At 37.6% G+C, this 26,802-nt stretch carries 13 protein-coding genes and 1 pseudogene; 7 read left to right on the top strand and 7 right to left on the bottom strand.

What is annotated here, in order from left to right; all coding sequences use genetic code 11:
• Positions 1 to 8: 8 nt before the first annotated feature.
• The 3 genes and pseudogenes from CEQ83_RS27535 to CEQ83_RS26790 all read left to right on the top strand — a co-directional run bounded on the left by CEQ83_RS27535 (position 9) and on the right by CEQ83_RS26790 (position 1,348).
• On the top strand, positions 9 to 212 hold the full coding sequence (locus CEQ83_RS27535; RefSeq protein WP_223546852.1) for a hypothetical protein: 204 nt from the start codon (positions 9 to 11) through the stop codon (positions 210 to 212).
• A gap of 457 nt (positions 213 to 669) precedes the next feature.
• Positions 670 to 927 carry a hypothetical protein gene (locus tag CEQ83_RS26795; RefSeq protein ID WP_049166427.1) on the top strand — a complete coding sequence of 86 codons (258 nt, stop codon included), beginning with the start codon at positions 670 to 672 and terminating at the stop codon, positions 925 to 927.
• Between the two features lie 17 nt (positions 928 to 944).
• Positions 945 to 1,348: pseudogene (locus CEQ83_RS26790) on the top strand (hypothetical protein).
• 544 nt (positions 1,349 to 1,892) lie between these two features.
• Here CEQ83_RS26790 and CEQ83_RS26785 read toward each other — a convergent pair.
• From CEQ83_RS26785 to CEQ83_RS26770, 4 genes are all read right to left on the bottom strand, one after another.
• A complete protein-coding gene (locus CEQ83_RS26785; RefSeq protein WP_049166425.1) occupies positions 1,893 to 2,564 on the bottom strand; it encodes a sulfotransferase family 2 domain-containing protein in 672 nt (223 codons plus the stop codon).
• A gap of 612 nt (positions 2,565 to 3,176) precedes the next feature.
• Positions 3,177 to 3,752, bottom strand: coding sequence for a MerR family transcriptional regulator (locus CEQ83_RS26780; protein ID WP_014462093.1), 576 nt, complete (start codon positions 3,750 to 3,752; stop codon positions 3,177 to 3,179).
• Positions 3,753 to 4,787: 1,035 nt separating this feature from the next.
• A complete protein-coding gene (locus tag CEQ83_RS26775) occupies positions 4,788 to 5,729 on the bottom strand; it encodes a tyrosine-type recombinase/integrase (protein ID WP_228123076.1) in 942 nt (313 codons plus the stop codon).
• A gap of 169 nt (positions 5,730 to 5,898) precedes the next feature.
• The gene (locus tag CEQ83_RS26770; RefSeq protein ID WP_049166423.1) at positions 5,899 to 7,287 is read right to left on the bottom strand and encodes a replication initiation protein; all 1,389 of its coding nucleotides are present in this window, start codon (positions 7,285 to 7,287) and stop codon (positions 5,899 to 5,901) included.
• 992 nt (positions 7,288 to 8,279) lie between these two features.
• Between CEQ83_RS26770 and CEQ83_RS26765 the strand changes: the two genes are divergently transcribed.
• The 3 genes from CEQ83_RS26765 to CEQ83_RS26755 all read left to right on the top strand — a co-directional run bounded on the left by CEQ83_RS26765 (position 8,280) and on the right by CEQ83_RS26755 (position 23,841).
• On the top strand, positions 8,280 to 9,173 hold the full coding sequence (locus CEQ83_RS26765; protein ID WP_049166422.1) for a transcriptional regulator: 894 nt from the start codon (positions 8,280 to 8,282) through the stop codon (positions 9,171 to 9,173).
• Between the two features lie 176 nt (positions 9,174 to 9,349).
• The gene (locus tag CEQ83_RS26760; RefSeq protein ID WP_155017646.1) at positions 9,350 to 23,161 is read left to right on the top strand and encodes a tandem-95 repeat protein; all 13,812 of its coding nucleotides are present in this window, start codon (positions 9,350 to 9,352) and stop codon (positions 23,159 to 23,161) included.
• A 152-nt stretch (positions 23,162 to 23,313) separates the two neighbouring features.
• Positions 23,314 to 23,841 carry a P-loop NTPase family protein gene (locus tag CEQ83_RS26755; protein WP_049166418.1) on the top strand — a complete coding sequence of 176 codons (528 nt, stop codon included), beginning with the start codon at positions 23,314 to 23,316 and terminating at the stop codon, positions 23,839 to 23,841.
• Between the two features lie 420 nt (positions 23,842 to 24,261).
• On the opposite strand, the gene CEQ83_RS26750 is transcribed toward CEQ83_RS26755, so the two are convergent.
• The 3 genes from CEQ83_RS26750 to CEQ83_RS26740 all read right to left on the bottom strand — a co-directional run bounded on the left by CEQ83_RS26750 (position 24,262) and on the right by CEQ83_RS26740 (position 26,166).
• Entirely contained in the window at positions 24,262 to 24,750 is a 489-nt protein-coding gene (locus tag CEQ83_RS26750) for a spore coat protein (RefSeq protein ID WP_033580849.1), read from the bottom strand.
• Between the two features lie 108 nt (positions 24,751 to 24,858).
• Positions 24,859 to 25,560 (bottom strand): DUF1796 family putative cysteine peptidase, encoded by a 702-nt coding sequence (locus tag CEQ83_RS26745; protein WP_049166417.1) that lies wholly within the window; start codon positions 25,558 to 25,560, stop codon positions 24,859 to 24,861.
• 201 nt (positions 25,561 to 25,761) lie between these two features.
• The gene (locus CEQ83_RS26740; protein WP_028412740.1) at positions 25,762 to 26,166 is read right to left on the bottom strand and encodes a DUF4183 domain-containing protein; all 405 of its coding nucleotides are present in this window, start codon (positions 26,164 to 26,166) and stop codon (positions 25,762 to 25,764) included.
• 318 nt (positions 26,167 to 26,484) lie between these two features.
• Here CEQ83_RS26740 and CEQ83_RS26735 point away from each other — a divergent pair, with 318 nt between their 5' ends.
• A complete protein-coding gene (locus CEQ83_RS26735) occupies positions 26,485 to 26,769 on the top strand; it encodes a DUF4183 domain-containing protein (protein WP_028412741.1) in 285 nt (94 codons plus the stop codon).
• Positions 26,770 to 26,802: the final 33 nt, after the last annotated feature.

The raw sequence follows: 26,802 nt of genomic DNA, 5'->3' as shown, positions 1-26,802 counted from the left end.
GTCTTATCATGGATCAAACCGAAAAATTATCGATAGGTATCGAAAACATTTTAAGTGTTGCTTCGGATTTAGTACAAGAAGTGGAGCGTCTTAAGTGTGTTGAAGAAGAATGTCAGATGCTTAAAGAAAAACTTTTTTTGAAACAACTTACGTCATCAGAACAAGACGTTTTTGCTCTTGCACTTGATGGCCATTCTGTTAAAGAAATGTAAGATATTTTGTTCAAAGAAGAGAACACAATTAAGACTCAAAGACGCAGCATTCTACAAAAATTAAACGTTTCTTCGATGAAAGAAGCAATCGGTTTTTATAAAAAAACTACTCAGACTTCTTCTCAAAACTTCACGAATTATCATCAAGAAATTTTTCAAAAACTCGTTAAAACTTCATAAGATCTGAGGGTACTTTGAGTGGACAGTAGGTCAACATTTACAAAAAGGTGTAAGTTTTGATATCGACACTAGGTCGACATTATGCGCTTTTTTTGCTCTTTAGGTCAACAGCAGGTCGACAGACTGGAAGTTTTCGTGGGGTCACTTTTTTGAGGGTAAAAACGTTGTTTTGCTGGGCTTTGCCCAGCATATCACAGCCATGTGATATCAAAAACCCCTTATGCTCTTCTCTACTCGTACTGGAAATTTTGCAATTTGATAGAAAAGGAATGATTTCATGGATATCTTTTTACGAAATATTGATCGGGTTGCTATGCAAAAAGTTGATGCACTTGCGAAAGAAAATGGGATGTCCCGTCAACAATTCTTGAAAGAACAATTTGAAATATTAGCTTTTTTTGATGAACAAGTAGAAAGAGAAAAAAGATTAGAAGCAATCGTTCATCAGAACATCGAAATGATGAAACAATGTGCGATATCAATTGAAAAGATGAACGATATTATCTATGAACTGATGGGAGATGTAGAGGAGTAATGGAAACACAATGACGTATGATTACACTTGATAAAGAAACGGATCAATACATCCAAGATTATATGGCTGAACATAAACTTCGTTTCCCTGGAGAAGCAATTATGGATATCTGTAAAAAGTATCGAGAAGAAAAAAAGAAAGAATGGTCGTTAGATTACATTACGGAAACTGTTAGTGAAAATCTCAATGGTGCATTAAAAAGCGAACTAAAAAAATTAGATTAGGAACCAATAGTGCCGATAAAAACACACAAATTCTCATCGAATTCATGAATGGATTGTATTTTCACCATGGCTATCGGGGAATTATGACAACGGATCTTCAAGAGTTAGAAGAAACTAAACTTGCAAAAAAGGTTGTAAGTGAACGTATTGTGAATCAAAGACAAAAACGGCTAGATAAGGAAAACCCTAAAAGCTAAAACAGCCTTTAAGGCTAGTTAGGTAGGCTTAAGCCTACTTTTCCTTTTAGTAAATGAGGTGAATATAGCTTGATATGTAGTTATTGTAGTTATTGTGGGACAGAAGGATTAGAAAATATTTGCCCTTTTTGTGGGGCTGATTTAAATATAAAAAGGCCAAAGCTTAAAGAATTTGTGGTCTTAGAGGACGTTGAGAAGCCTTTTAATGAACTTTCATGCTTTCATACGTATGATTTGTTGGTTTTGCTACGTTTGGTACGTAAAGAAAGGACAATGGCTTATGATTTAATGCTAAGGCTTAAAAAGGATGATAAGAGCCCTCAAATTATTCAAATAACACGTAACTATTTAAAAGACCTATATGAACCTTATACAAAGTGTATGAAGCTTATATGTCTATATTAATTAAATGAGACATAATCCCTTTATCATAAAAAATTGAACTAACTATATATGGGATTTGATACCGCATTTTTTTAATAAGGTAACCTTTTCTTATATATTAAATGAAAGCTCTTTCTATTGAGAGCTTTCATTTTTATTTCTATAAATCATTTATTTGTTTGATGAAATTAGATTTTATATACTGAAACAGCTCTATATCCAACTCATTGTGCTTTTCTATTTTCTTAATGATATCAATGGGGACTTCGTTGAGCAAAGGGCGAGATTTTGTCACATTCACCTTCTTATATTTAATATTTCCCCATTTGAATTTTTTCTTTAGTAGCAGAAGCGATTCGTTAAACATTTCTGTTATTCCTATTGATCCAAATTCCAGCAAGTTTTCTTTCGCTTTCTCTACGCTTAGTTGAGATTTCACCCCGCAAATTTGTTTAGTTTGGCCATTTGTAGCTTGAGGGTCCCAATCAAGGTAGTCTTCAAAAGACATATGTTTCATGTTCTCTTCATAATACCCTGGATACGATTTCAAAAAAAAATATAATGATATGACACGCTCAACCGGATGACGCATCATACTAAAATAAACATAGGGTTGAGAAAAAAATTCATGTATTCCATAGAAATGATGGCCGGATATAGCTTTTATGTTTTTTTTATCTTCTTCTTTTAATTGGCTAAACTGTTTATTCATCTCTTCTAAAGGAACATGATCGTATATTTCATTTTCAGAGTAGAACTTTTTAAAAATATTATTAAGTGTGGTTCCCCCTGTTTTAGGAATGTGCATAAAGATAACAACTTTTTCATCCATTTGAAATTGCACCTCTCCTCTAATTGCCTATAAGAATATCAGTTCCATAAATGGATTATTGATAAATTTTACGTATCTTTTACAATAAAAATGTTACAAAGACACACATTTCTTTTTAGGAATAATAAACCGTGGATCTTGCGTAGGAATTAGATACCGATCACATAAACAATGGAGAATTTCTAGTGGTCGATATTTATGTTGGACAGAGCAAATCAATCATTGTATATTTGATGAACGCCATCAAGATACCAATAGGCAGTTTCTACGACAGCTATGGTATTTTCATTGGGTACTTGATTCAAATAACGAAAGAAGTATCGTGCTAAGAAAAGCTTCTAGAGGACGTGGTACTCCAGGCGGATAAACCAGAGTTTACGTGTTTAAAAATAGGATGCCATCAAATGGACAAACTGTATTAGTAAAAGCTGCCACACCTGTAAATTCCCCTTCAAGAACTTATAGAATTGTTTAACAATAATAAATTTCTTCTGGCAACTAAACATAAAATCTTAAAATTTACTATTTATTCATCGAAAATAAAGGATAAAAGCAGCAGGATTTTCTGTAATGCACAAAAAACCCTACTGCTTTTATCCTTTAAGTAACGTATTAACCCCCAAAAATCTTACTCCAGAATCCTTTTGGTTTTGAATCAAGATTTTCTTGGGCGGCCGCGATAAGTTTTTTTGTATCACTAATTTCACGTATGGCACTAGTCAATTTCTCATCGCGTTTCTCTAGATTGTTTTCAATGTATTTGTCTTGGTGGTCTAGTTTTTCTGTAAGTTTCTTTATAAGGCTTCCTTGTTCATCTAGTCGTTGGATAAGCGCTAATTGAAATTGCTCATCTTTTTCAGAGCGATTAAGCAACTCTTGAACTTTTTCTTCAAGGGATTGTACTTTTTTTTCAAGGTTTGATTGAACTTCCACTGTCTCCGGTACAATTTCTCCTTGAAGCCACTGGTTTATCATCTTATAGCTCCAGTTTTGCTCTTGAATTCTTTTTTTTATTTCAGTTAATAAATCGATGTTTTGTTTGTTATAGCGCCTATGTCCGCCTTCTGTTCGTTGAATTTGGAGATTGAATTCTTTTTCATATAAGCGAATAAGATCTACACTTAATCCAGTTAGCTTTACTGTGTCTTTCAAAGTATAGACTACTTCATCTTTATTTTTTTCATGCATTTTTCTAGGATTCTCCTTTCTGTATAAAAATCTAGATATACTTTGAAGTTGATATATCAGTGTTAATGGCAATTCTAGAATGCGGTTTTGCGAGATATTATTCAAGATTTATATTTCTAGTAAAATTCTATTAATTACTTTATATTCCTGTTTTTTATGTACATTTTTCTTTTTCTTTCGCTAGGCCTTTTATTCTTCCTTTTCAATTCTAGATGAAATCATAAACTTTTCAAGAGTAAAACTGTTTATTTTAAATGTAGATAGATTATATATAAAGTTCAAAAAAAAGCAACTTAAGGATCAACATTAACTCTACTCGACTAAAACTTTGTTTTAGCCAATGTCTGCAAAAAAGGAGTTTTAACTGTTAAGAAATATCTTTGTTAACAACTGATTCACATCTTTTCCTCTCCTAAAGTCCAAAGAAACTAGAGTACCTAGAAAGCTTGATATAAAATAGCTTCAGACGAATCTAGAATGTACTTTCTCTAACTTTAATTCAAGTATTTTGTGTAAGATAATATAAATCCTATATACCTATATCTTCTGGATTTATTACGTTGGTTTAATGGAACTTCTTTTTTGTTTATACAATTCTTATAGAATTATTTTTCGAGTTAAAATTAATCTTAATTTTTTCTAAGTTATTTAAATTTTATAGCAAAAGCTAGAAATACAATGAACCATTGAAAATAAAGGGTTTTCAACGAATCTAGAGTGAACTTCTTCTAGATTTTAGCCTAGAATAATAAATCTAATTAAATTCTAGATGATTTTACAAGAAATTTGTTGTTATACAACCAAGACATGGCCGCCAAATTCTAAATTTGTAATGCTTGAGAAGGTTGTTTTCATCGCAATCGACTTTTTAAAACAGTTAAATTTTAAAAAGTGGATCATTAAGTTAAACTAAAGTTAAACTTAATGATTTTTTCTAAAATTAAATAAGGTGAAAATAAAATTAAGTTTAACTTGTAAAATAAAAATCACTTACATAAAAGATGTTTTGGTGGAAAATAAGTTGAACTTAATATTTTATTTTGTCTTTAGATATCGCTTAAATCGATATAAAGCATGGCGGCTGGACAATCCAAAGTAATAAATAATGTGTTCGTTTGAATATCCATCATGAATTTTGTTAAGTATACAACTGTTTCGAAAGTGAGTAGATCTTACAATTGCTTGTATGCCTGAACGTTTGACTTCTCTTTCAATCATACGTTTTGTACCGATTATACTAATCCTTTTAGGTTTATTTAAATTGTAATCATACCAATAAACCATTTTTTGAGGATGAAAAGAAATAAATAACGGATCATTTGTATAATCCTTAGGTCTAAATAACAGAGGGATTGTTAATAGGTAATCATATATGGTTTTCTTATCGTGTTTAGAAAGCTCTAAGGTGCGTTTTGATTTGCCTGTGTTTACCGTTAATGTATTCTGTGCAAAGTTAATGTCTTGTATATTTAAAGATACAACTTCGTTAATGGTAAGACCGTAACGAAGCATTAAGATGAACATGGAATGGTTACGCGGACCTATATATTTATGTATCTGCAATTGAATATCACTTAAATGTTCGTGACTTATAACTGAATCTAAAAGAATTGAAGCATCCGATTCAGTTATAAAATCAGTATCAGTTAATGCTCGTTGTTTTTTTGTTGTTGCTTGTAAAAGTCCAATATCATCTGTGAGGCTATAATACTTTAACATGCCATTTAAATGTGATGCTACACGCCTCAGATTAGCTTCTGACAAGTTTTTTTCTTTTAAATAGGTAAAGTATTCGTCGTAATATTTCTTGTCTCCTGGCAAAATTTCTGAAGGGATATTGGGATGAGATTCATTTAACCATTCAAAAAACTGTTTTAGATCATGCTTATACATTGATATTGTAGAAGCCTTTTTTTTAGATTCAACTAAATGAGATAAGAAATCTCCAAGCAAAATAAAGTTATTCAAATAAGACACACCCGATCTTTTAGGTAAATTTAATATACTATTATTATAACAAAAATGTTAAACAAGCTTGCTAAAATGATTTTTTCTTTATGTATATTAAATTTACCTAAGCGCAAAAAAAAAGACGTGTAAAAGCCATCTCTGCAAGGCAAGGTTTTACACGTCTTTTTTTCTATAGCTAATTTCTATTTAAAACTTTACTTTGTAAAAAGTTTTTATACATTTTTTTTAACTCTTTATTTTTAAAATCCTTAACAATTCTTGGTTCTAAGCCTAATTTTTCACGTTTACTATAATCTTCTTCCATATTTCGAATGACTTCTTGTAAGCCTGCTTCTTGGGCTTTTTTTATTTCTTCTTGGGTAGGTTGATCTGAACTTAGAATCAGCATTCTTTTTAATTCTTGAAACTGCAAGAGCTTTTCTTCAAATTCTATTTGAGTTCCATTTTCTTTTAAAAATGATTCTTGCTTCTCTTTTAAAGTTGCATCCTTAAGAATTTGTTCTTTATCTCTAGCTTGTGCTATAAAATCTGGAACTAATTCTTTTTTTGCACCCTTTTTAGAGTTAATGCGTTTTGATTCCTGTGAGACCTGGGCATAATCTTTTTGAATCGCTTTTACTACGTAGGAATGAGGGTGAGTCACATCTCCTGTAATCAAACGATCTTGCGTGTATCTTATATTTCTTTCTAGGTGTTCTTGTGTAAATTCTGATAAAAGCCACTCTATTTTTTCTGGCTTAACCCCTAAGCCTGCTAAATCATTCTCAAGGCTGTTTGTGTTGTCTTCTAATTTCGAGAAGGATTGATTTAATTCTAGTTTTTTCTCTTGAGTAGAGCTAGAACCACTCAATGCAGGCGAACTGGTAATAATAAATTCTATGGACGTTACTTTTCTACCAGTTTTTATTTCCACGAATTCAAAGTGGATATCCGTTTTATTATTGATTTCTTTTTGAGCTACTGCTAATACTTTGCTTTTAAAATGGCCATACTGTTTATACTTGGTAGGTTCAATAGCTAAAAAATGACGTAATTCTTCAAGAGTGAGTTCCCTTTTTCGCAGACGCTCATATTGCTTAAGCAACTCATATATACGAATGGAATAGACCGAATTGAGTCTCACTACATTCTCTAATTGATACGATGTAAATTTTTCCTTAAGCTCTAAAAACAGATACTTTAAGCTAGGATGAAATTGTAATGTTATGTATCCTTCGTTTTCTTCATAAATAGACGTAATTACCCAGTTGTAATTTCTTTGTCTGCCTTTTTCTTTTATCGTAAGAATTTTTGTTTGAAGGCCATTCACGATTTCTTTTAAGTAAGAGTAAAAACCTGTTCCTTTTTTATTGCCTACGATTTCGATAAAGTCTTTAGCTCGAAATCTATAGGTCTTCAACGTTTCATCATTAGGCTGCACTTTAGATGCCATGATTAAAAGAATTCTTTGCTCTTGTAAAGACAATTTATATGTACTCTCAATGAGGATGTTTGATTTAGTTACCCAATTTTTTATATTTATACTTTCCAGATCATATGGTTGAACGACAGTCGTTTTCTTCATAAAATCCCCCATATTTTTCTAAACTATCACTAAAATATCATAAAAGTGATACTGTGTAAATTGCATGTTGAAGAGCAACTTGTCCTTATAATTTAAATATCACGCAAAATTAGTGATACTTCATGAAGGTTTTAAACTCTGAAAACCTTATATATTCTTAATTTATTACGCTCAGTCTGCACTTCAATGCGCAAAATTGGTGATACTTGAAGCGTGTCTGCATTTCCAACGCAAAATTAGTGATACTTAAAGCATTTTTATATTGTCCACGCAAAATTGGTGATAGTTAAGCCATAATTGCATTTCCAACGCAAAATTAGTGATAGTTCGCGCAAAATTAGTGATAGTTTCACGCAAAATTAGTGATAGTTTTGCGCAAAATTAGTGATAGTTCGCGCAAAATTAGTGATAGTTCGCGCAAAATTAGTGATAGTTTAGGCTTATAAACCTTGTAATATCAGTGTCTATAGGCCCTCTAAAACAATAAAACAATAAAACAAATATATAAAACAATATATAAAACAGTAAAACAACATAAGAGAGTAGTTGTTTTTTTACTTTATAACTTCAAAGATTAATAATTAAGTAAAGGAATCCATTTGGAGTGAGGTTTTTAGAACATTAGCAGTATATCCAAGCGAAGACATTTTTAATCATAAGTAAAGAGATCTACAGAGGTTTTATGAGGAGTTCACGAATTCTTATTGAATTATAAGATTAATAGACGGTATAATAGAGTCACCAAAACAGTGCGGAATATAAAAAGACTCCAACGTGTGCAAGTGGTGCGCCAACACCCTTACACCGTTCACCCTAAAACAGCTAGGGAAAACACCTGTCGAAGTCCTAATACATAAATTTAGTTACGCCTTTATTTTATCGGATAATTAAATTTATTTCAAGGGCGTAGTCTATCAAAAAATCCGACATCGTTTTCCTATTTTCTGGGATGCGATGTCTTTTTTTGTTCCTAAAAAGGAGAGGATAGACTAATGTCTACTACGCGTATGCTTACGACAGAAGAATTTGATTATATGAAAAATTATCAGAGTTTCATAGAAAACCGTTCTCAACATCAATCAATGAAACGAAAATTACTTAAAGAAATTATCAACCTTTACGGAGAGAAATTTTACCGTCTCCACGAAGGAACTAGAAAAGCTTTAGACCGGTTTTGTTGGTTTGCTGCAGAAAAAGGATTTTGCTTTCCTGGTAGTACATATTTAGGTAAAACCTACGAAAAGTCAAAAGGAACAATCGATCGTCATTTAAAAGAACTACGAAAACAAGGACAAATTATTACTGTATATCGTCGTTGCCCTCGTAACAATGGAAAGGGAAATCCAGTGCACTTATTTGTGAACCACCCTTTTTTTAATCACTGGGTTAAGTATTTACAGCTTGACTTAGAGTCTAATGTTGAAGCAGATGTTAAAACAGAAAATACTGAGAACGCTTGGGAGAGTAAGAGTAAAGACACAAAAAAACAGTCTACCTATAATTTATCTTTAAAAGATTTAAATAAATATATACGTAGTGATGTTAATTTTAAACTCTCGTCTGATTATGTACCATCTTACATACCAAAATCTTTTAAAAATGCTGTAACACCTTTTTTTTCATGTGCAGATGATATTTATGATTTATGGAGAAAAGTCCGATTAGCTTACAAAGCGAGTTGTTTAGAAAAGCCCCTGGAAGATTTAAGTTTCCTTCCTGTTCAAGCGTTTAAAGAGACTGTTTTTGCTTATAAAAGCAATCGTATAAAAACTAACTTTGCAGCTTATTTTTTTGGAACGATTAGAGGAATATTTGTGATTGAGCGTAGAAAAGAAGTTCAGCGAAACGGTGGGAGTAGGATTTTTTATAACTTTTTAGACTCCTAAATTAGAAAACAGATAATATTATTTATACATATTTTAAGTCAGAACGAGCGTTGTTACGATTTAACAATCTGAAAAATATTATCTTTTGTACCCAAAATAAGACGGGTCTATATACACATTTCTATTGGTACTTTACATATACTGTTACGATTTATTTTGTTATCAGAGGTGAGTAAATGCCATATGTTAATCGGTTTTTAACCAACGCTAATGGGGCTGTTACATTTACAGGAAACACTTTTGGCTTAAATAAGCAAGCCAATGCTAATGCTCCTGGAACAGCAGGCTCAATAGGAACTTTTTTCAGTGTAAATCCAAGCTCCATAGATGGATCGTTTCCTACAGGAACTACGGCAAATTATCTGCAAAACTCTTCTAGTGCAGTTTTAAGACTCCCATCTAGCACTACTCAAATTCTTTATGCAGAATTAATATGGGGTGGAAGCTATCTTTATGGTGGAGAAGATGTTAGCGCAGCTTTAAATAACGCTGTGACTTTTATTACTCCTATCAGAACAGTTAGTGTGCAGCCAGATACAGCAACACGTTTTACCTTAACGACTTCAAGCTTTTATTATGTGCGCAGTGCAAACGTGACAAATTTGATTTCTCAAGCAGGTACGTATTCAGTACAGGGTGTTCCTGGAACACAAAGTACAACAGAAAACAATGCAAATGCAGCTGGGTGGACATTGGCCGTAGTATATGCTGATCCGTTACAGAAATCTCGAAACTTGTCTATTTTTGTTGGAGCAGAATTGACCAGTTCATCTACAGGAAGCTCTACTGCAGCTGTAACTGGATTTGGTACACCTATTACAGGAACAGTAAATGGTAGATTATTAGTAAGTGCTATTGAAGGGGATTCAGCTATAGTAGGTGATCAGCTCCAATTCGGCCCTACGGTTGCAGCTTTGCAACCAGTTTCGGGACCGAATAATCCTATAAATAACTTTTTTGCTTCTCAAATTAATAATGATAGTGGTGTATTAGATACAAGTGGACAATTTGGCAGTTTAAATAGCACACCCGGAGGAAGCTTATCGGGTGCTAGGCAGGGGTGGGATATTACCAATATTGACGTCTCAGCTCGGTTATCAAATAACCAAACCAGTGCCGTCGTACGTGGGACGACAAATGGAGATACTTACGTTATTAGTGCTTTAGCTCTTCAAGTAGATATTAATGCGCCTGTTTTAAATGTATCGAAGTCTGCTAATGCTACATCTGCTCGAACAGGAGATATTATTACTTATACAGTCCAAGTAAGTAATACCGGCACAGCTTCGGCCAATGTTCTAATAGCTACAGATCCATTGTCTTCAGCAACAACCTTTATTCCTAATAGTTTGCAAGTGGATGGAGTTACTCAGACAAATGCAGATATCCGAAATGGTTTGTCGCTTGGTACATTAAATATTAATCAAACTCGGGTTTTGACATATCAGGTTAGAGTAGCTGGCCCTCTAACATCAATCTCTTCTCTTGGCAATCAAGTTTTTATTAATTACCAATTTGAAAGTACACCAGGAAACGTATTAACAGGATCAGGTGCTTCTCCTGTCAATAGTGTAACAGCTATTAACACTCCTCCCACAGTTCCAAATTATACTATTACAAACCCTGAAGATACTGTAGCTATTGGAACAGTCATTGGCAGTGATATTGATGGGAATCCTCTAACTTATCGTGTTGGTACGAGGCCGACTAATGGAATAGTAACTGTTAATCCTAATGGTCAATTTGTCTATACCCCAAATTTAAACTTTAACGGAACGGATCAATTTACAGTTATTGTAGACGATGGGCAAGGAGGAACAGCTACCTCTGTAGTTACCATAATCAATACGCCTGTAAACGATAATCCTGTTACTCAAAACTATGCAGTTATCACTAATGAAGATACCCCTTTAGTTGGTCAGATACAAGCTACAGATGTAGATGGTGACTTACTTACCTTCCAATTACAATCTCCACCAACAAACGGAACAGTTACCGTAACTAATAGTGGAGGTTACACGTATACCCCCAATTTAAATTTCAACGGAAGCGATCAGTTTACCGTGTTGGTCTCAGATGGTCAGGGAGGCACGGCCGTTTCGACAGTAACAGTGACAGTAACGCCGGTGAACGATGCACCGACGGTGCCAAACTACACGTTTACTACACAAGAAGATAGCCCTGTGGTAGGAGCAGTCGTAGGGACCGATGTAGATGGGAATTCTCTTAGCTATCAGCTGCAAAATAGGCCAACAAATGGAGTAGCAGTAGTAAATGCAAATGGAACGTTTAGTTATCAACCAAACTTGAATTTTAATGGAAGTGATCAATTTACGGTATTGGTGTCAGATGGCCAAGGAGGAACGGCGGTTTCGACGGTGACCATCAACGTTATCCCTGTCAATGATCCCCCAATTACGTCCAATGTTAGCTTTACGATTGCGGAAGATAGCACGTTAATCAACCGAGTAGTGGCGGTAGATCCTGATGGAAACCCGCTAACGTTTAGCCTACAAACGGCACCGGGCAACGGAGTGGCCGTGGTGAATGCAGATGGAACGTTTAGCTACCAGCCGAACCTGAACTTTAATGGGACGGATCAGTTTACCGTGTTGGTGTCAGATGGCCAAGGAGGAACGGCAGTTTCAACGGTGACGGTAATAGTCACGCCAGTGAATGATGCACCGACGGTGCCAAATTACACGTTTAGTACGCAAGAAGACAGTCCTGTGGTAGGAGCAGTCGTAGGGACCGATGTAGATGGGAATTCTCTTAGCTATCAGCTGCAAAATAGGCCAACAAATGGAGTAGCAGTAGTAAATGCAAATGGAACGTTTAGTTATCAACCAAACTTGAATTTTAATGGAAGTGATCAATTTACGGTATTGGTGTCAGATGGCCAAGGAGGAACGGCGGTTTCGACGGTGACCATCAACGTTATCCCTGTCAATGATCCCCCAATTACGTCCAATGTTAGCTTTACGATTGCGGAAGATAGCACGTTAATCAACCGAGTAGTGGCGGTAGATCCTGATGGAAACCCGTTAACGTTTAGCCTACAAACGGCACCGGGCAACGGAGTGGCCGTGGTAAATGCAGATGGAACGTTTAGCTACCAGCCGAACCTGAACTTTAATGGGACGGATCAGTTTACCGTGTTGGTGTCAGATGGCCAAGGAGGAACGGCAGTTTCAACGGTGACGGTAATAGTCACGCCAGTGAATGATGCACCGACGGTGCCAAATTACACGTTTAGTACGCAAGAAGACAGTCCTGTGGTAGGAGCAGTGGTAGGAACGGACGTGGATGGAAATCCTCTTAGTTATGAGCTGCAAAATGGTCCAACAAATGGAATAGCTGCCGTGAATGCAAATGGAACGTTTAGTTATCAACCAAACTTGAATTTTAATGGGACGGATCAGTTTACGGTATTGGTGTCAGACGGTCAGGGAGGAACGGCGGTTTCAACGGTGACCATCAACGTTATCCCTGTCAATGATCCCCCAATTACGTCCAATGTTAGTTTTACGATTGCGGAAGATAGCACGTTAATCAATCAAGTAGTGGCGGTAGATCCCGATGGAAATCCGTTAACGTTTAGCTTACAAACGGCACCGGGCAACGGAGTGGCCGTGGTGAATACGGATGGAACGTTTAGTTATCAGCCGAACCTGAACTTTAATGGGACGGATCAGTTTACCGTGTTGGTGTCAGATGGCCAAGGAGGAACGGCAGTTTCAACGGTGACGGTAATAGTCACGCCAGTGAATGATGCACCGACGGTGCCAAATTACACGTTTAGTACGCAAGAAGACAGCCCTGTGGTAGGAGCAGTGGTAGGAACGGACGTGGATGGAAATCCTCTTAGTTATGAGCTGCAAAATAGTCCAACAAATGGAATAGCTGCCGTGAATGCAAATGGAACGTTTAGTTATCAACCAAACTTGAATTTTAATGGGACGGATCAGTTTACGGTATTGGTGTCAGACGGTCAGGGAGGAACGGCGGTTTCAACGGTGACCATCAACGTTATCCCTGTCAATGATCCCCCAATTACGTCCAATGTTAGTTTTACGATTGCGGAAGATAGCACGTTAATCAATCAAGTAGTGGCGGTAGATCCCGATGGAAATCCGTTAACGTTTAGCCTACAAACGGCACCGGGCAACGGAGTGGCCGTGGTGAATACGGATGGAACGTTTAGCTACCAGCCGAACCTGAACTTTAATGGGACGGATCAGTTTACCGTGTTGGTGTCAGATGGCCAAGGAGGAACGGCAGTTTCAACGGTGACGGTAATAGTCACGCCAGTGAATGATGCACCGACGGTGCCAAATTACACGTTTAGTACGCAAGAAGACAGTCCTGTGGTAGGAGCAGTGGTAGGAACGGACGTGGATGGAAACCCTCTTAGTTATGAGCTGCAAAATGGTCCAACAAATGGAATAGCTGCCGTGAATGCAGATGGAACGTTTAGTTATCAACCAAACCTGAATTTTAATGGGACGGATCAGTTTACGGTATTGGTGTCAGACGGTCAGGGAGGAACGGCGGTTTCAACGGTGACCATCAACGTTATCCCTGTCAATGATCCCCCAATTACGTCCAATGTTAGTTTTACGATTGCGGAAGATAGCACGTTAATCAATCAAGTAGTGGCGGTAGATCCCGATGGAAATCCGTTAACGTTTAGCTTACAAACGGCACCGGGCAACGGAGTGGCCGTGGTGAATACGGATGGAACGTTTAGTTATCAGCCGAACCTGAACTTTAATGGGACGGATCAGTTTACCGTGTTGGTGTCAGATGGCCAAGGAGGAACGGCAGTTTCAACGGTGACGGTAATAGTCACGCCAGTGAATGATGCACCGACGGTGCCAAATTACACGTTTAGTACGCAAGAAGACAGCCCTGTGGTAGGAGCAGTGGTAGGAACGGACGTGGATGGAAATCCTCTTAGTTATGAGCTGCAAAATGGTCCAACAAATGGAATAGCTGCCGTGAATGCAAATGGAACGTTTAGTTATCAACCAAACTTGAATTTTAATGGGACGGATCAGTTTACGGTATTGGTGTCAGACGGTCAGGGAGGAACGGCAGTTTCAACGGTGACCATCAACGTTATCCCTGTCAATGATCCCCCAACTACGTCCAATGTTAGCTTTACGATTGCGGAAGATAGCACGTTAATCAATCAAGTAGTGGCGGTAGATCCCGATGGAAACCCGTTAACGTTTAGCCTACAAACGGCACCAGGCAACGGAGTGGCCGTGGTGAATACGGATGGAACGTTTAGTTATCAGCCGAACCTGAACTTTAATGGGACGGATCAGTTTACCGTGTTGGTGTCAGATGGTCAAGGAGGAACGGCAGTTTCAACGGTGACGGTAACAGTCACGCCAGTGAATGATGCACCAACGGTGCCGAACTACACGTTCAGTACGCAAGAAGATAGTCCTGTGGTAGGAGTAGTGGTAGGGACAGATGTGGATGGAAATCCTCTTAGTTATCAGCTACAGGCTGCGCCAGTAAACGGAGTAGCTGTGGTGAATGGAGATGGAACATTTAGCTACCAGCCAAACCTAGATTTTAATGGGACAGATCAATTTACGGTATTGGTGTCAGATGGTCAGGGGGGAACGGCGGTTTCGACCGTTACAATAAACGTAATTCCAGTGAATGACCCTCCAATCACCGCTGATTTAGCATTTACAATTAATGAAGATACACCTCTTACAAATCAAATTCCAGCTTTTGATCCAGATGGGGATCCGTTGACATTTACTTTGCTGAATCCGCCTCCGTCAAATGGAAGTGTTGTATTAGGGGCAAATGGAGTATTTACCTATACACCAAATTTAAATTATAACGGAATGGATACTTTTGGTGTGCTGGTATCAGATGGTAAAGGAGGAACTTCCCTTTCTACTGTGACCTTAACAATCGTGCCTGTAAACGATCCGCCAGTAGGAGGAGATAGAGCTGTTACAACGACCATTAATCTTCCTGTTACAAGCAGCATACCTGCTTCAGACCCTGACAACGTTACTCTAACCTATACTCTTCAACAAAATCCAGATAATGGTACAGCTGTCATAAATCAAGATGGTACATTCATTTATACACCTAATAACAATTTCATAGGTAATGATCAATTCACCATATTAATAACAGACCCAGAAGGAGCCACTGCACTATCGACTATTTTTGTAACGGTCCTTGAAACAAACGGAACTACAACTTCACAGGATTTGCAAATCTCTACTGATGAAGACACACCAGTAACAAATCAAGTAATTGCTACTAATGTAAATGGAAATCCACTTGTTTACACTATTGAAAACCCACCCATTAATGGAGTAGTAACAATTGATTCTAATACAGGAATATTTACGTATACACCGAATGCAAACTTTAACGGTTCAGATGCTTTTGTAGTATATATAACTGATAACTTAGGAGGAAATGCTACTGCATCAGTTATCGTTACAGTTATTCCAATAAATGATTCTCCAATTGTTCCAAATTATCAGTTGACGACTAACGAAGACACACCTGTAACTTCTATGGTAATTGCAACTGATATTGATGGTAATCAGCTGGATTATTCGTTACAAAATGCTCCAGTGAACGGAATAGTAAACGTAGGGTTAGATGGGATGTATACCTATACACCGAATGCAAACTTTAATGGAACTGACCAATTTACCGTACTAGTAAGCGACGGCCAAGGAGGAACAGCCATCTCCACCATCACGATTACGGTTCTGCCAGTAAATGATTCACCAGTAGGTCCGGTGGTGGTGACGTTGGTTACAACCGAAGATACGGCAGTATCGAGTCAAATTACAGCGTTTGATCCAGATGGAGAGGTGCTGACGTACAGCTTACAAGATCCGCCAACAAACGGAGTGGCAGTGGTAAATCCAGATGGTACGTTCACGTATACACCAAATGGCAATTATAATGGTCCGGATACATTTACGGTGTTAATAAGCGACCCGTCGGGCGCATTTATAGTGACAAATGTATTAGTAACGGTTACGCCAGTGAACGATGCACCAGTGGTGCCGAATTATGAGTTTGTGATCAATGAAGACACGAGTTTAAATAGCCAAGTGGTGGCAACGGATGTAGACGGAAATCCCCTAACGTACGGGTTACTGACAGGTCCGGTGAATGGAACGGTGGTAGTAAATCCAGATGGAACCTACACGTATACGCCAAATGAAAATTACAACGGGGTAGATAGCTTTAGTGTCGTAGTAAGCGATGGCCAAGGAGGAACAGCCATTTCCACCATCACGATTACGATTCTGCCAGTAAATGATCCACCAGTAGGTCCAGTGGTGGTGACGTTGGTTACCAATGAAGATACGGCAGTATCGAGTCAAATTATAGCGTTTGATCCAGATGGAGAGGTGCTGACGTACAGCTTACAAGATCCGCCAACAAACGGAGTGGCTGCGGTAAATCCAGATGGTACGTTCACGTATACGCCAAATGGCAATTATAATGGTCCGGATACATTTACGGTGTTAATAAGCGACCCGTCGGGCGCATTTATAGTGACAAATGTATTTGTGACAGTCACGCCAGTGAACGATGTACCAGTGGTGCCGAACTATGAGTTTGTGATCAACGAAGACACGAGTTTAAATAGCCAAGTGGTGGCAACGGATGTAGACGGAAATCCCCTAACGTACGGGTTACTGACAGGTCCGGTGAATGGAACGGTGGTAGTAAATCCAGACGGAACCTACACGTATACGCCAAATGAAAATTACAACGGGGTAGATAGCTTTAGCGTCGTAGTAAGCGATGGCCAAGGAGGAACGGCGGTTTCAACCATTACAATTACGATTCTGCCAGTAAATGATCCACCAGTAGGTCCAGTGGTGGTGACGTTGGTTACCAATGAAGATACGCCAGTGTCGAGTCAAATTACAGCGTTTGATCCAGATGGAGAGGTGCTGACGTACAGCTTACAAGATCCGCCAACAAACGGAGTGGCTGTGGTAAATCCAGATGGTACGTTCACGTATACACCGAATGGCAATTATAATGGTCCGGATACATTTACGGTGTTAATAAGCGACCCGTCGGGCGCATTTATAGTGACAAATGTATTTGTGACGGTCACGCCAGTGAACGATGTACCAGTGGTGCCGAACTATGAGTTTGTGATCAACGAAGACACGAGTTTAAATAGCCAAGTGGTGGCAACAGATGTGGACGGAAATCCCCTAACGTACGGGTTACTGACAGGTCCGGTGAATGGAACGGTGGTAGTAAATCCAGACGGAACCTACACGTATACGCCAAATGAAAATTACAACGGGGTAGATAGCTTTAGCGTCGTAGTAAGCGATGGCCAAGGAGGAACGGCGGTTTCAACCATTACAATTACGATTCTGCCAGTAAATGATCCACCAGTAGGTCCGGTGGTGGTAACGCTGGTTACCAATGAAGATACGGCAGTATCGAGTCAAATTACAGCGTTTGATCCAGATGGAGAGGTGCTGACGTACAGCTTACAAGATCCGCCAACAAACGGAGTGGCAGTGGTAAATCCAGATGGTACGTTCACGTATACGCCAAATGAAAATTATAATGGTCCGGATACATTTACGGTGTTAATAAGCGACCCGTCGGGCGCATTTATAGTGACAAATGTATTAGTAACGGTTACGCCAGTGAACGATGCACCAGTGGTGCCGAATTATGAGTTTGTGATCAATGAAGACACGAGTTTAAATAGCCAAGTGGTGGCAACAGATGTGGACGGAAATCCCCTAACATATGGGTTACTCACAGGTCCAGCAAATGGAACGGTGGTAGTAAATTCAAACGGGACCTACACGTATACGCCAAACGAAAATTACAACGGGGTAGATAGCTTTAGTGTGGTAGTAAGCGACGGCCAAGGAGGAACAGCCATTTCCACCATCACGATTACGATTCTGCCAGTAAATGATCCACCAGTAGGTCCAGTGGTGGTGACGTTGGTTACCAATGAAGATACGGCAGTATCGAGTCAAATTACAGCGTTTGATCCAGATGGAGAGGTGCTGACGTACAGCTTACAAGATCCGCCAACAAACGGAGTGGCAGTGGTAAATCCAGATGGTACGTTCACGTATACGCCAAATGAAAATTATAATGGTCCGGATACATTTACGGTGTTAATAAGCGACCCGTCGGGCGCATTTATAGTGACAAATGTATTTGTAACGGTCACGCCAGTGAACGATGTACCAGTGGTGCCGAACTATGAGTTTGTGATCAACGAAGACACGAGTTTAAATAGCCAAGTGGTGGCAACGGATGTGGACGGAAATCCCCTAACGTACGGGTTACTGACAGGTCCGGTGAATGGAACGGTGGTAGTAAATCCAGACGGAACCTACACGTATACGCCAAATGAAAATTACAACGGGGTAGATAGCTTTAGTGTCGTAGTAAGCGACGGCCAAGGAGGAACGGCCATTTCCACCATCACGATTACGATTCTGCCAGTAAACGATCCACCAGTAGGTCCAGTGGTGGTGACGTTGGTTACCAATGAAGATACGCCAGTGTCGAGTCAAATTACAGCGTTTGATCCAGATGGAGAGGTGCTGACGTACAGCTTACAAGATCCGCCAACAAACGGAGTGGCAGTGGTAAATCCAGATGGTACGTTCACGTATACACCAAATGGAAATTATAATGGTCCGGATACATTTACGGTGTTAATAAGCGACCCGTCGGGCGCATTTATAGTGACAAATGTATTTGTGACAGTCACGCCAGTGAACGATGTACCAGTGGTGCCGAACTATGAGTTTGTGATCAACGAAGACACGAGTTTAAATAGCCAAGTGGTGGCAACAGATGTGGACGGAAATCCCCTAACATATGGGTTACTGACAGGTCCAGCAAATGGAACGGTGGTAGTAAATTCAGACGGGACCTACACGTATACGCCAAACGAAAATTACAACGGGGTAGATAGCTTTAGTGTGGTAGTAAGCGACGGCCAAGGAGAAACAGCCGTTTCCACCATCACGATTACGATTCTGCCAGTAAATGATCCACCAGTAGGTCCAGATGTTATTACGGTTACTACTTTTGAAGAAAGCCCTGTTACAGGCCAAATCGTAGCAACTGATCCCGAAGGAGATCCTCTGACGTACACCTTACAAGATCTACCGACTAATGGAACAGCCGTAATCAATCAAGAAGGGTTATTCACTTATGTACCAAATGAGAATTTTGCTGGAAATGATACATTTACTGTACGTATAGCCGATCCAGCTGGACAGTTTATTATTACGAATGTATTTGTTATTGTTATACCAGTTGAACAGCCACCCACTGTACCTAATTATTCGGTTACCACTCCTGAAAATCAATCTGTAACTGGCCAGGTAGTAGGAAGCGATCCGAATGGGGATTTGCTCACTTATCGTTTAGGCACTTCTCCAGTCAATGGAAGCGCCGTAGTAAATATAGATGGCAGTTTTATATATTCACCTAATTCTAATTATGTAGGTCCAGATTTATTTACGGTTATTGTAGAAGATTCAACAGGTCTCACAGCAGTGTCTATTGTAAATGTTACAGTTATCGACGTGAACAGTTCGCCAATTACAAGTGATGTTATCCTTCAGACTATAGAAAATGTAGCAATTAGTGGGCAAGTTTTTGCCACAGATCCAGACGATAACTTACTCATTTTTAGTTTATCGGGTACTCCTTTTAATGGAACAGCTGTGGTAAATCCAGATGGTACCTTTTTATATACCCCAAATCCTAATTTTATTGGTTTGGATTCTTTCACAGTGGAGGTAAGGGATAGTCGTGGAGCTAGTGCACAATCTCTTGTAACTATCAGTGTAATTCGAGTGAACCAACCACCGATTGTCGTAGATTTATCACTATCAACTGTACAGGGTCAGTTTGTAACAGGGCAAGTTCCTGCCTTTGACCCTGAAGGAGATCCACTAGTATATGGTCTAAATTTAGCACCACTTAATGGTACTGCCATTATTAATTCAGATGGAACATTTACGTACACGCCGAACCCAAGTTTTGTAGGAACAGATTCATTCTCTGTTTTTGCCAGAGATCCTCTTGGAAACCAGGGGTTTGGAACTATTACTGTAGAAGTTCAGTCTCAAGATTTACCGATTAGCGCTGAAGGGCTAACTTTAACTACTTTAGCAAATCAACCTGTAAGTGGGTCTATTGCTACTGTGAATCCAGCAGGCTCTCCATTAAGTTATGCTGTAGCCATTCCGCCATCAAATGGAACTGTTGTATTAAATCAAGATGGAACTTTAGTTTATACGCCCAATCCTGGATTCACAGGAGAAGATATCTTCGATATCGTTGTTATAGATTCAGCTGGAAATCAAAGTATTGCTAATGCTGTTGTGACAGTAGTAGTAGGAGACAGAATTTCAGTGGTAAATAGTGAAATAACGACTTTATTCAATACGCCAGTTTCTGGGCAAGTAAGTGCTACAAATTTGAGTGGAAACCAATTGTTTTATACGCTTACGTCTAATCCAAATAGTGGATCTGTCATAGTTAACCCAGATGGGACATTTATCTATACGCCAAATACTGGATTCTTTGGAACAGATCAATTTCAAGTACTTGTAAGCGATGTTCTTGGCAATACAGCTGTTGCAACTATTTCTGTTGTCACTCAGGGACCGATAGAACAGGCGCCAATTGTAGCTAATCAAGCACTATCAACAACCGAACAGCAGCCTGTAACAGGAAGTATTGTAGCTATTGACCCACAAGGAGAAGCATTAACTTATACCTTACTTGGCGGACCAGTGAATGGAATTTTAATACTAAACCCAGACGGCACTTTTACGTATACACCAAATCCAGGATTCGTCGGAACGGATTCTTTTACAGTGTCTGTTCAAAACGAAACGGGTTTAAATGCAGCTACTACGGTTCAAATAACTGTTACACAATTGGCTAATCAAATTGTAGCCAGTAATACCATTGTTCGAACAGTAGAAGGGCAGAGTGTAAATGGTGAACTTTCAGTTCGAGATCAGCTAAATAGGCCACTAACCTACACCCTTAACAATCTCCCTGCTTATGGAACGGTTATTTTAAATCCAGATGGAACGTTTGTTTATACACCGACTCCTGGTGTGAGTGGAACAGATCAATTTGACGTTCTGGTTCAAAATGATCAAGGAGATCAAGCAATTGCTTCAGTTTCAATTATAATTGATCCGGTTCAAAGTACTATTACACCACAAGACATCACAGTACAGACTCAGCAAGGTGTAACTGTCTCAGGGACGATATCAGCTACTGATAATCTTGGGAGACCAATTAGATTTTCTTTAAATGCATCTCCATCCAATGGAGCAGCTGTGGTAAATGCAGATGGAACGTTTAGCTATACACCAAGTCCAGCATTTTTTGGAGTAGATAGTTTTACTGTATTAATTCAAAATGACAGAGGCGACTCTGCAATTGGTATTGTGCGGATAGTTGTTCAAGAACAACAAGATAGCATTGTTGTTACCCCTCTTACGCTTCAAGGAGTAACGAATCAACCTGTTACCGGTCAGGTTACGGCAGTGGATGCATTGGGTAATCCATTAACCTACCAAGTTCAGAGTCTACCAGCAAACGGAACAGTGAATTTTAATCCGGACGGTTCATTTAGCTATACGTCGAATCCAGGATTTACTGGTATAGATTCTTTCACAGTAATTGTTACAAATAATCTTGGTCAGTCAGCAACAACTAGTGTTACTGTTTTGATTCAGGGAGTTAATGATCTAATTACAGTTGAAAATCAGCTTTTAACCACACCAACTGGTCAAATTATTGAAAGCCAAATCATCGCAACAGATGCACTTGGAAGACCTCTTACCTTTGCTGTGGCTACCCCACCAACAAATGGAGTACTTGTACTACGATCAGATGGAACGTTTAGTTATACACCAAATTTAGGATTTATTGGTCAGGATCAATTTGTGGTATCTGTAAGAAACAGTGACGGACAACAAGCGTTTTCAATTGTTACCATTAATTCTACTGCAAGCAATAATATAATTACTCCAGGAAATAATACCTTTGCTACTTTGCAGGGTGTTCAAGTGGTTGGTAATATTCAGGTAACTAATTTGCTAGAACGTCCATTAAATTACACACTAGCAACAGCTCCTTTAAGTGGTAGCGTAACCGTTGATTCCAATGGAAGGTTTGTCTACCAGCCTGCACCTAATTTTGTAGGAACAGACACTTTTACTGTATTAGTACGAGATGATTTAGGAACAGAATTGCTCGTAGTGGTAACAGTTGTAGTAGGCAGAGACCCTCAGCCTCCTAATGTGGTAGGGCAAGTAATTAAGTTATTTGTTAATACCCTTACTACTGGTCAGCTCATTGCTTTTGATCCAAATTCTTTACCACTAACTTATCAAGCTATAACAGGTCCTCAAAACGGCCAGTTTAGAATTAATCAGAATACAGGCCAGTTCATTTATGTCCCTAATGTTAATTTTGTGGGGACCGATACGGTGATTATAAGAGTTACTAATTCGGATGGAGCTTCAAGTGAAGCAGCACTTACTTTCATCGTGGAAAGAAGAGTGTCGCCGGCACCCACACCAGTTCCTGGTAAATCTAATACTAAAAAGAAATCGTTGCGAGATCCACGCAAAACTAAATCAAAAGGTAAATGTCCTATAAAGGTATCTGATCAATGTATAAAAGGAACCATTAACAAGAAAATATGTGGTGAAATCGATGCTTGTACAGTCAAAAACCTACCTCTTAAATATCAAATCGTCAAAGGGACGAAGAATGGTAAATTTAAACTTAATACGGAGACAGGCGAGTTTATTTACATCCCTAACGTAAACTTTATAGGAGAGGATTCAGCTGTTGTGCAGATAGTTAGTATAGAAGGAGAATCGGTTCAAGTTACTATTAAATTTGTTATAAGAAAATAAGTAACAGTTAAAAAGCTATCCAGCAAGTCATTTGTTGGATAGCTTTTTGAATTAAGATTCACGATGTTTTGTACGTAACGAGCATAATTGAATGTATAGAAATGGTAATAAATAGCTTGATTTAATTTTATACATGAATTGAGGTGATATTTGTGTATAAAATTGTTATATTAGGAAATTCTTGTTCTGGTAAAACTACACTAGCTACACAGTTAAGTGAAAAATTACATATACCTATCCATCATTTAGATTTGTGGTTTAGAGAACCTAAAATGAGAAAAATAACGCAAATTCGGCAAAGAAAGAGATATTTTAAAAAAAGGTTGGAAAAGGTGTTAAATACAGCAAGTTGGATTGTTGAGGGATGGGGATATCTAGATACGTATGATTTACGTTTTAGTAAAGCCGATATTATTATTTTTTTAGATGTTGTCCCTAAAGAATCTAAAGAACGATTTTTAATACGAGAACAGAATAAACAAATGCACATAAAAATAACTGAAAAATTGGTTAAACAAAGCTTTTACAAAATTGATAAATTTCATGAAGAAAACCGACCTATTATATTGGATCTTTTTCAGAAGTATGAAGGAGAACCAGGGAAAAGCTTATTTCCTATTGCGAGAAAATACAATTTAGAACAATTACTTGCTACATTAAGAAATGGGAAATACGGATAGAAAAAACGTTTACTTATAGGTAATTTATAAGTTACTGAATTACTCCATTTCTTTCTTCAAGCGTTACTTATTTGTCCCTAGATATGGAATGTGTGTTAACACGCTTCTTTTTTATGAGTATTACATATGTATTTATGATGAATGAAAAACTCTTTTATAGTTATGGAAAATCGTTTACATAGAGGTTATAAAAAGTGTTTTGCTTTTTGTTGTAATATAGGCATTCTATAAATGTAGTGGCTTTAGATAACTTTCTCTGTAATAAAATAGTGTACAGGCTGTAGTAGCAAAGAATTTTCAATAGCTTGTACACTGTTAGTTAATTTATGAGGATATATTGAAGATACTAATTGTCATAACTCTGTTCGCATAGTATTTTCAACAATTCTATTAACAGGTTATTAAAGGGTCAATGGTTTTCTAAGGAGTTAGTAATAAGGTCAACGCTTGTAAAAAATTTTGTATAAAAACAGCTGTATCGTTATTGGATGTTGTTACATTGACACCTTTACTGTTTTTAACGATAACTCTTTGTCTATTTAATTGAAGTGACCTTGCGGTCTGAGAAACTTCTTGTAAAAACAGCCTTATTGAATTGGCATCGAGACCTATTGAAAGTAAGAAAATGGTTAATATTTGTATGAAGCTTTGAAGAAATATGGTTGTCTGTGTATCTGTTGCAGTAATAGTAACATCACAGGAGTTTTTCACAAGAATGATTGAATCAGAAACTTGATCACTGAGGATCTCTTGTCTTGTATCAGTTTCAATAAGTGCATTATTATATCTATTGGAACAAAAATAATTTTTCTCTGCACATCTTGTTTTTTTACAATTTTTTTCTTTTTTTCTTGAAGGTTTGGAATTTAGACAACTACAGTAGCACTTTCTTTTTTTAGAACAACTCAAAGTGTAACCTCCTTTATATGTTTCTATTATATTAATATGAAAATTAAGGAGGTTTGCTTGTATACTTGTCCCTTTTCTTTTATATATTATAGGAAAAAAGAGTAACGTTTAATTTAATAGTGTTATTCCGCTTAATAAATCATTCCAAACAGAAGTATTGGTGCAATTATCTCGCGAAACTTGAACCCAACAAATTTTGTCTTCAGGTGTTCCAAAATTCATGTCTTTTACTCCATGTAATTCTTCGTCAACAGTCTCAACTAACAGAAGGTTAAAGTTACCGTTAGTCATGTCTGTTAAAATTGATTTTAAGTTAATTACGTCTTCGTAGCTTGTGGGCATCCATTCATATCTTATAAATAACGTACGTTGACTTTGTGCAATTTGATTAAGAAATGTTTGAATACGATGATCTAATCTTATTTTATAAGGTGGGTATTGGACAGACCAGTCTTGGTTAGGAACCATAGGAAAGTCGTGAACAGAGTCAATGTTATATTTAATATCTGTAACATAATGAGCTCTTATTGATTCAGAAGTGCCGGATTTAAAAATAGGATATCCATTATCATCTACATAATTAGCTAGTATGTCTTTTTCAATTATGTTTTCTACTTCCATAAAACCTTGAAATTTGTTTCTTAATAATGTATTTACGTCAGGGAGAAAAGGAGATTGCATCCAATCAAGAGGAAACGAATGCCTTCTCAAACCGTGACGTTCGGAATAAAGCGCTGGGCCACACCAGCTTCCTAAGCCAGCCACCAAATTATAAGAGCCTTTTATATCTTGTAAGTTTATATCAATCACTCCTTTATTTTCTTACACTATAGTATATAGAATAGGGTTTTCAGTTGATTGGACAATAAAAGGCATATTTAAAAAGAATCTTTTTTACGAGTCTATATAAAGAGCAATTATTTATATTGGAAATTCAAATGTTACACTCCAATATAAAATAAAAAACATGACAAGATTAAAGGTTTGTCATGTTTTTTATTTTATATAGGATTACGTATTAATTACGGTAGTGACAGATAACGTACTAGTTGGAGTTGAGGTAGAAGTTGCAGAGTGAGTAACAAATTCTACAATTACAGGTGCTCCAACAGTTACAGTATCATCAATATTTAAGGCTGTAGTAGATAAAGTGTAGACATTAGTAGGTTGCATGACTCCATTGATATATATATTAGCGTAAGAATTAGCTGTTACATCAGGCAAAGCTGTGATTGTTGCTCCTACATCATCAATAAAGCTTCCAGCAGGTATCGATGTGACTCCTCCTGCAACCATTGGGGCCGTTACAAATGTTGTAAATCTTGCTGGGGTAGGAGCCACACTCGTTGCTGTTGCTACTGTAATATCTCCAGCAATTGTACTAGTGGCTGTAAAAACAGGTTTAATAATAGGCATATGTCTTATTCTCCTTTCGAAGCATGGGATGTAGAAAGAATGTTAATATCCCCTCTATCTATTAATAGTCAGATTTCTATTATTTGCCACGGTCAATAGTCTATAGAGGTAGTCCAAATTTTTAAATGGTGAACAATCTTTTTTACCATTTAGGTCTTTTGCCGTTTCTAAATTAAAGTAGAAGAATAATAAATAGAGAATTAGCATTGTTTTATATTTCCTTTAATGATTTCAAAGTGTATTCGTAAAGAAGCATTTTAAAATTTTTAAAAAAGAAGAGCGATAAATAATTCAATAATTAAGAAGGGAGGATCATAAATGCCAATCGTTAAGCCCTTTATGAATTCTTTAAGGTTTAGTAGCACTGCAGGAGCAGGAACAGGTACTGGCGCTACCTATAGTATTCTTGCTACAGCTTTTACTACTGATGGAGGAACAGCTGCTACAGTTTTTCCAACTGCTCCTGCTTATTATAATCTTTATATTAACGGGCAAATTCAAACAGGTGATACTTCAACAGTTACTAATAGTTTTATTACCATTCCTGATGGAGACACCCTTGCATCTGCTACCCCTATTGTGGTTGAATTTGTTGTAAACTAACTAATGTATTCTATTTTTTAGCTGATTTCCCAA

Source organism: Priestia megaterium (genome assembly GCF_009497655.1).
GTDB lineage: Bacteria > Bacillota > Bacilli > Bacillales > Bacillaceae_H > Priestia > Priestia zanthoxyli.
This window is presented reverse-complemented; position numbering and strand designations above follow the sequence as displayed.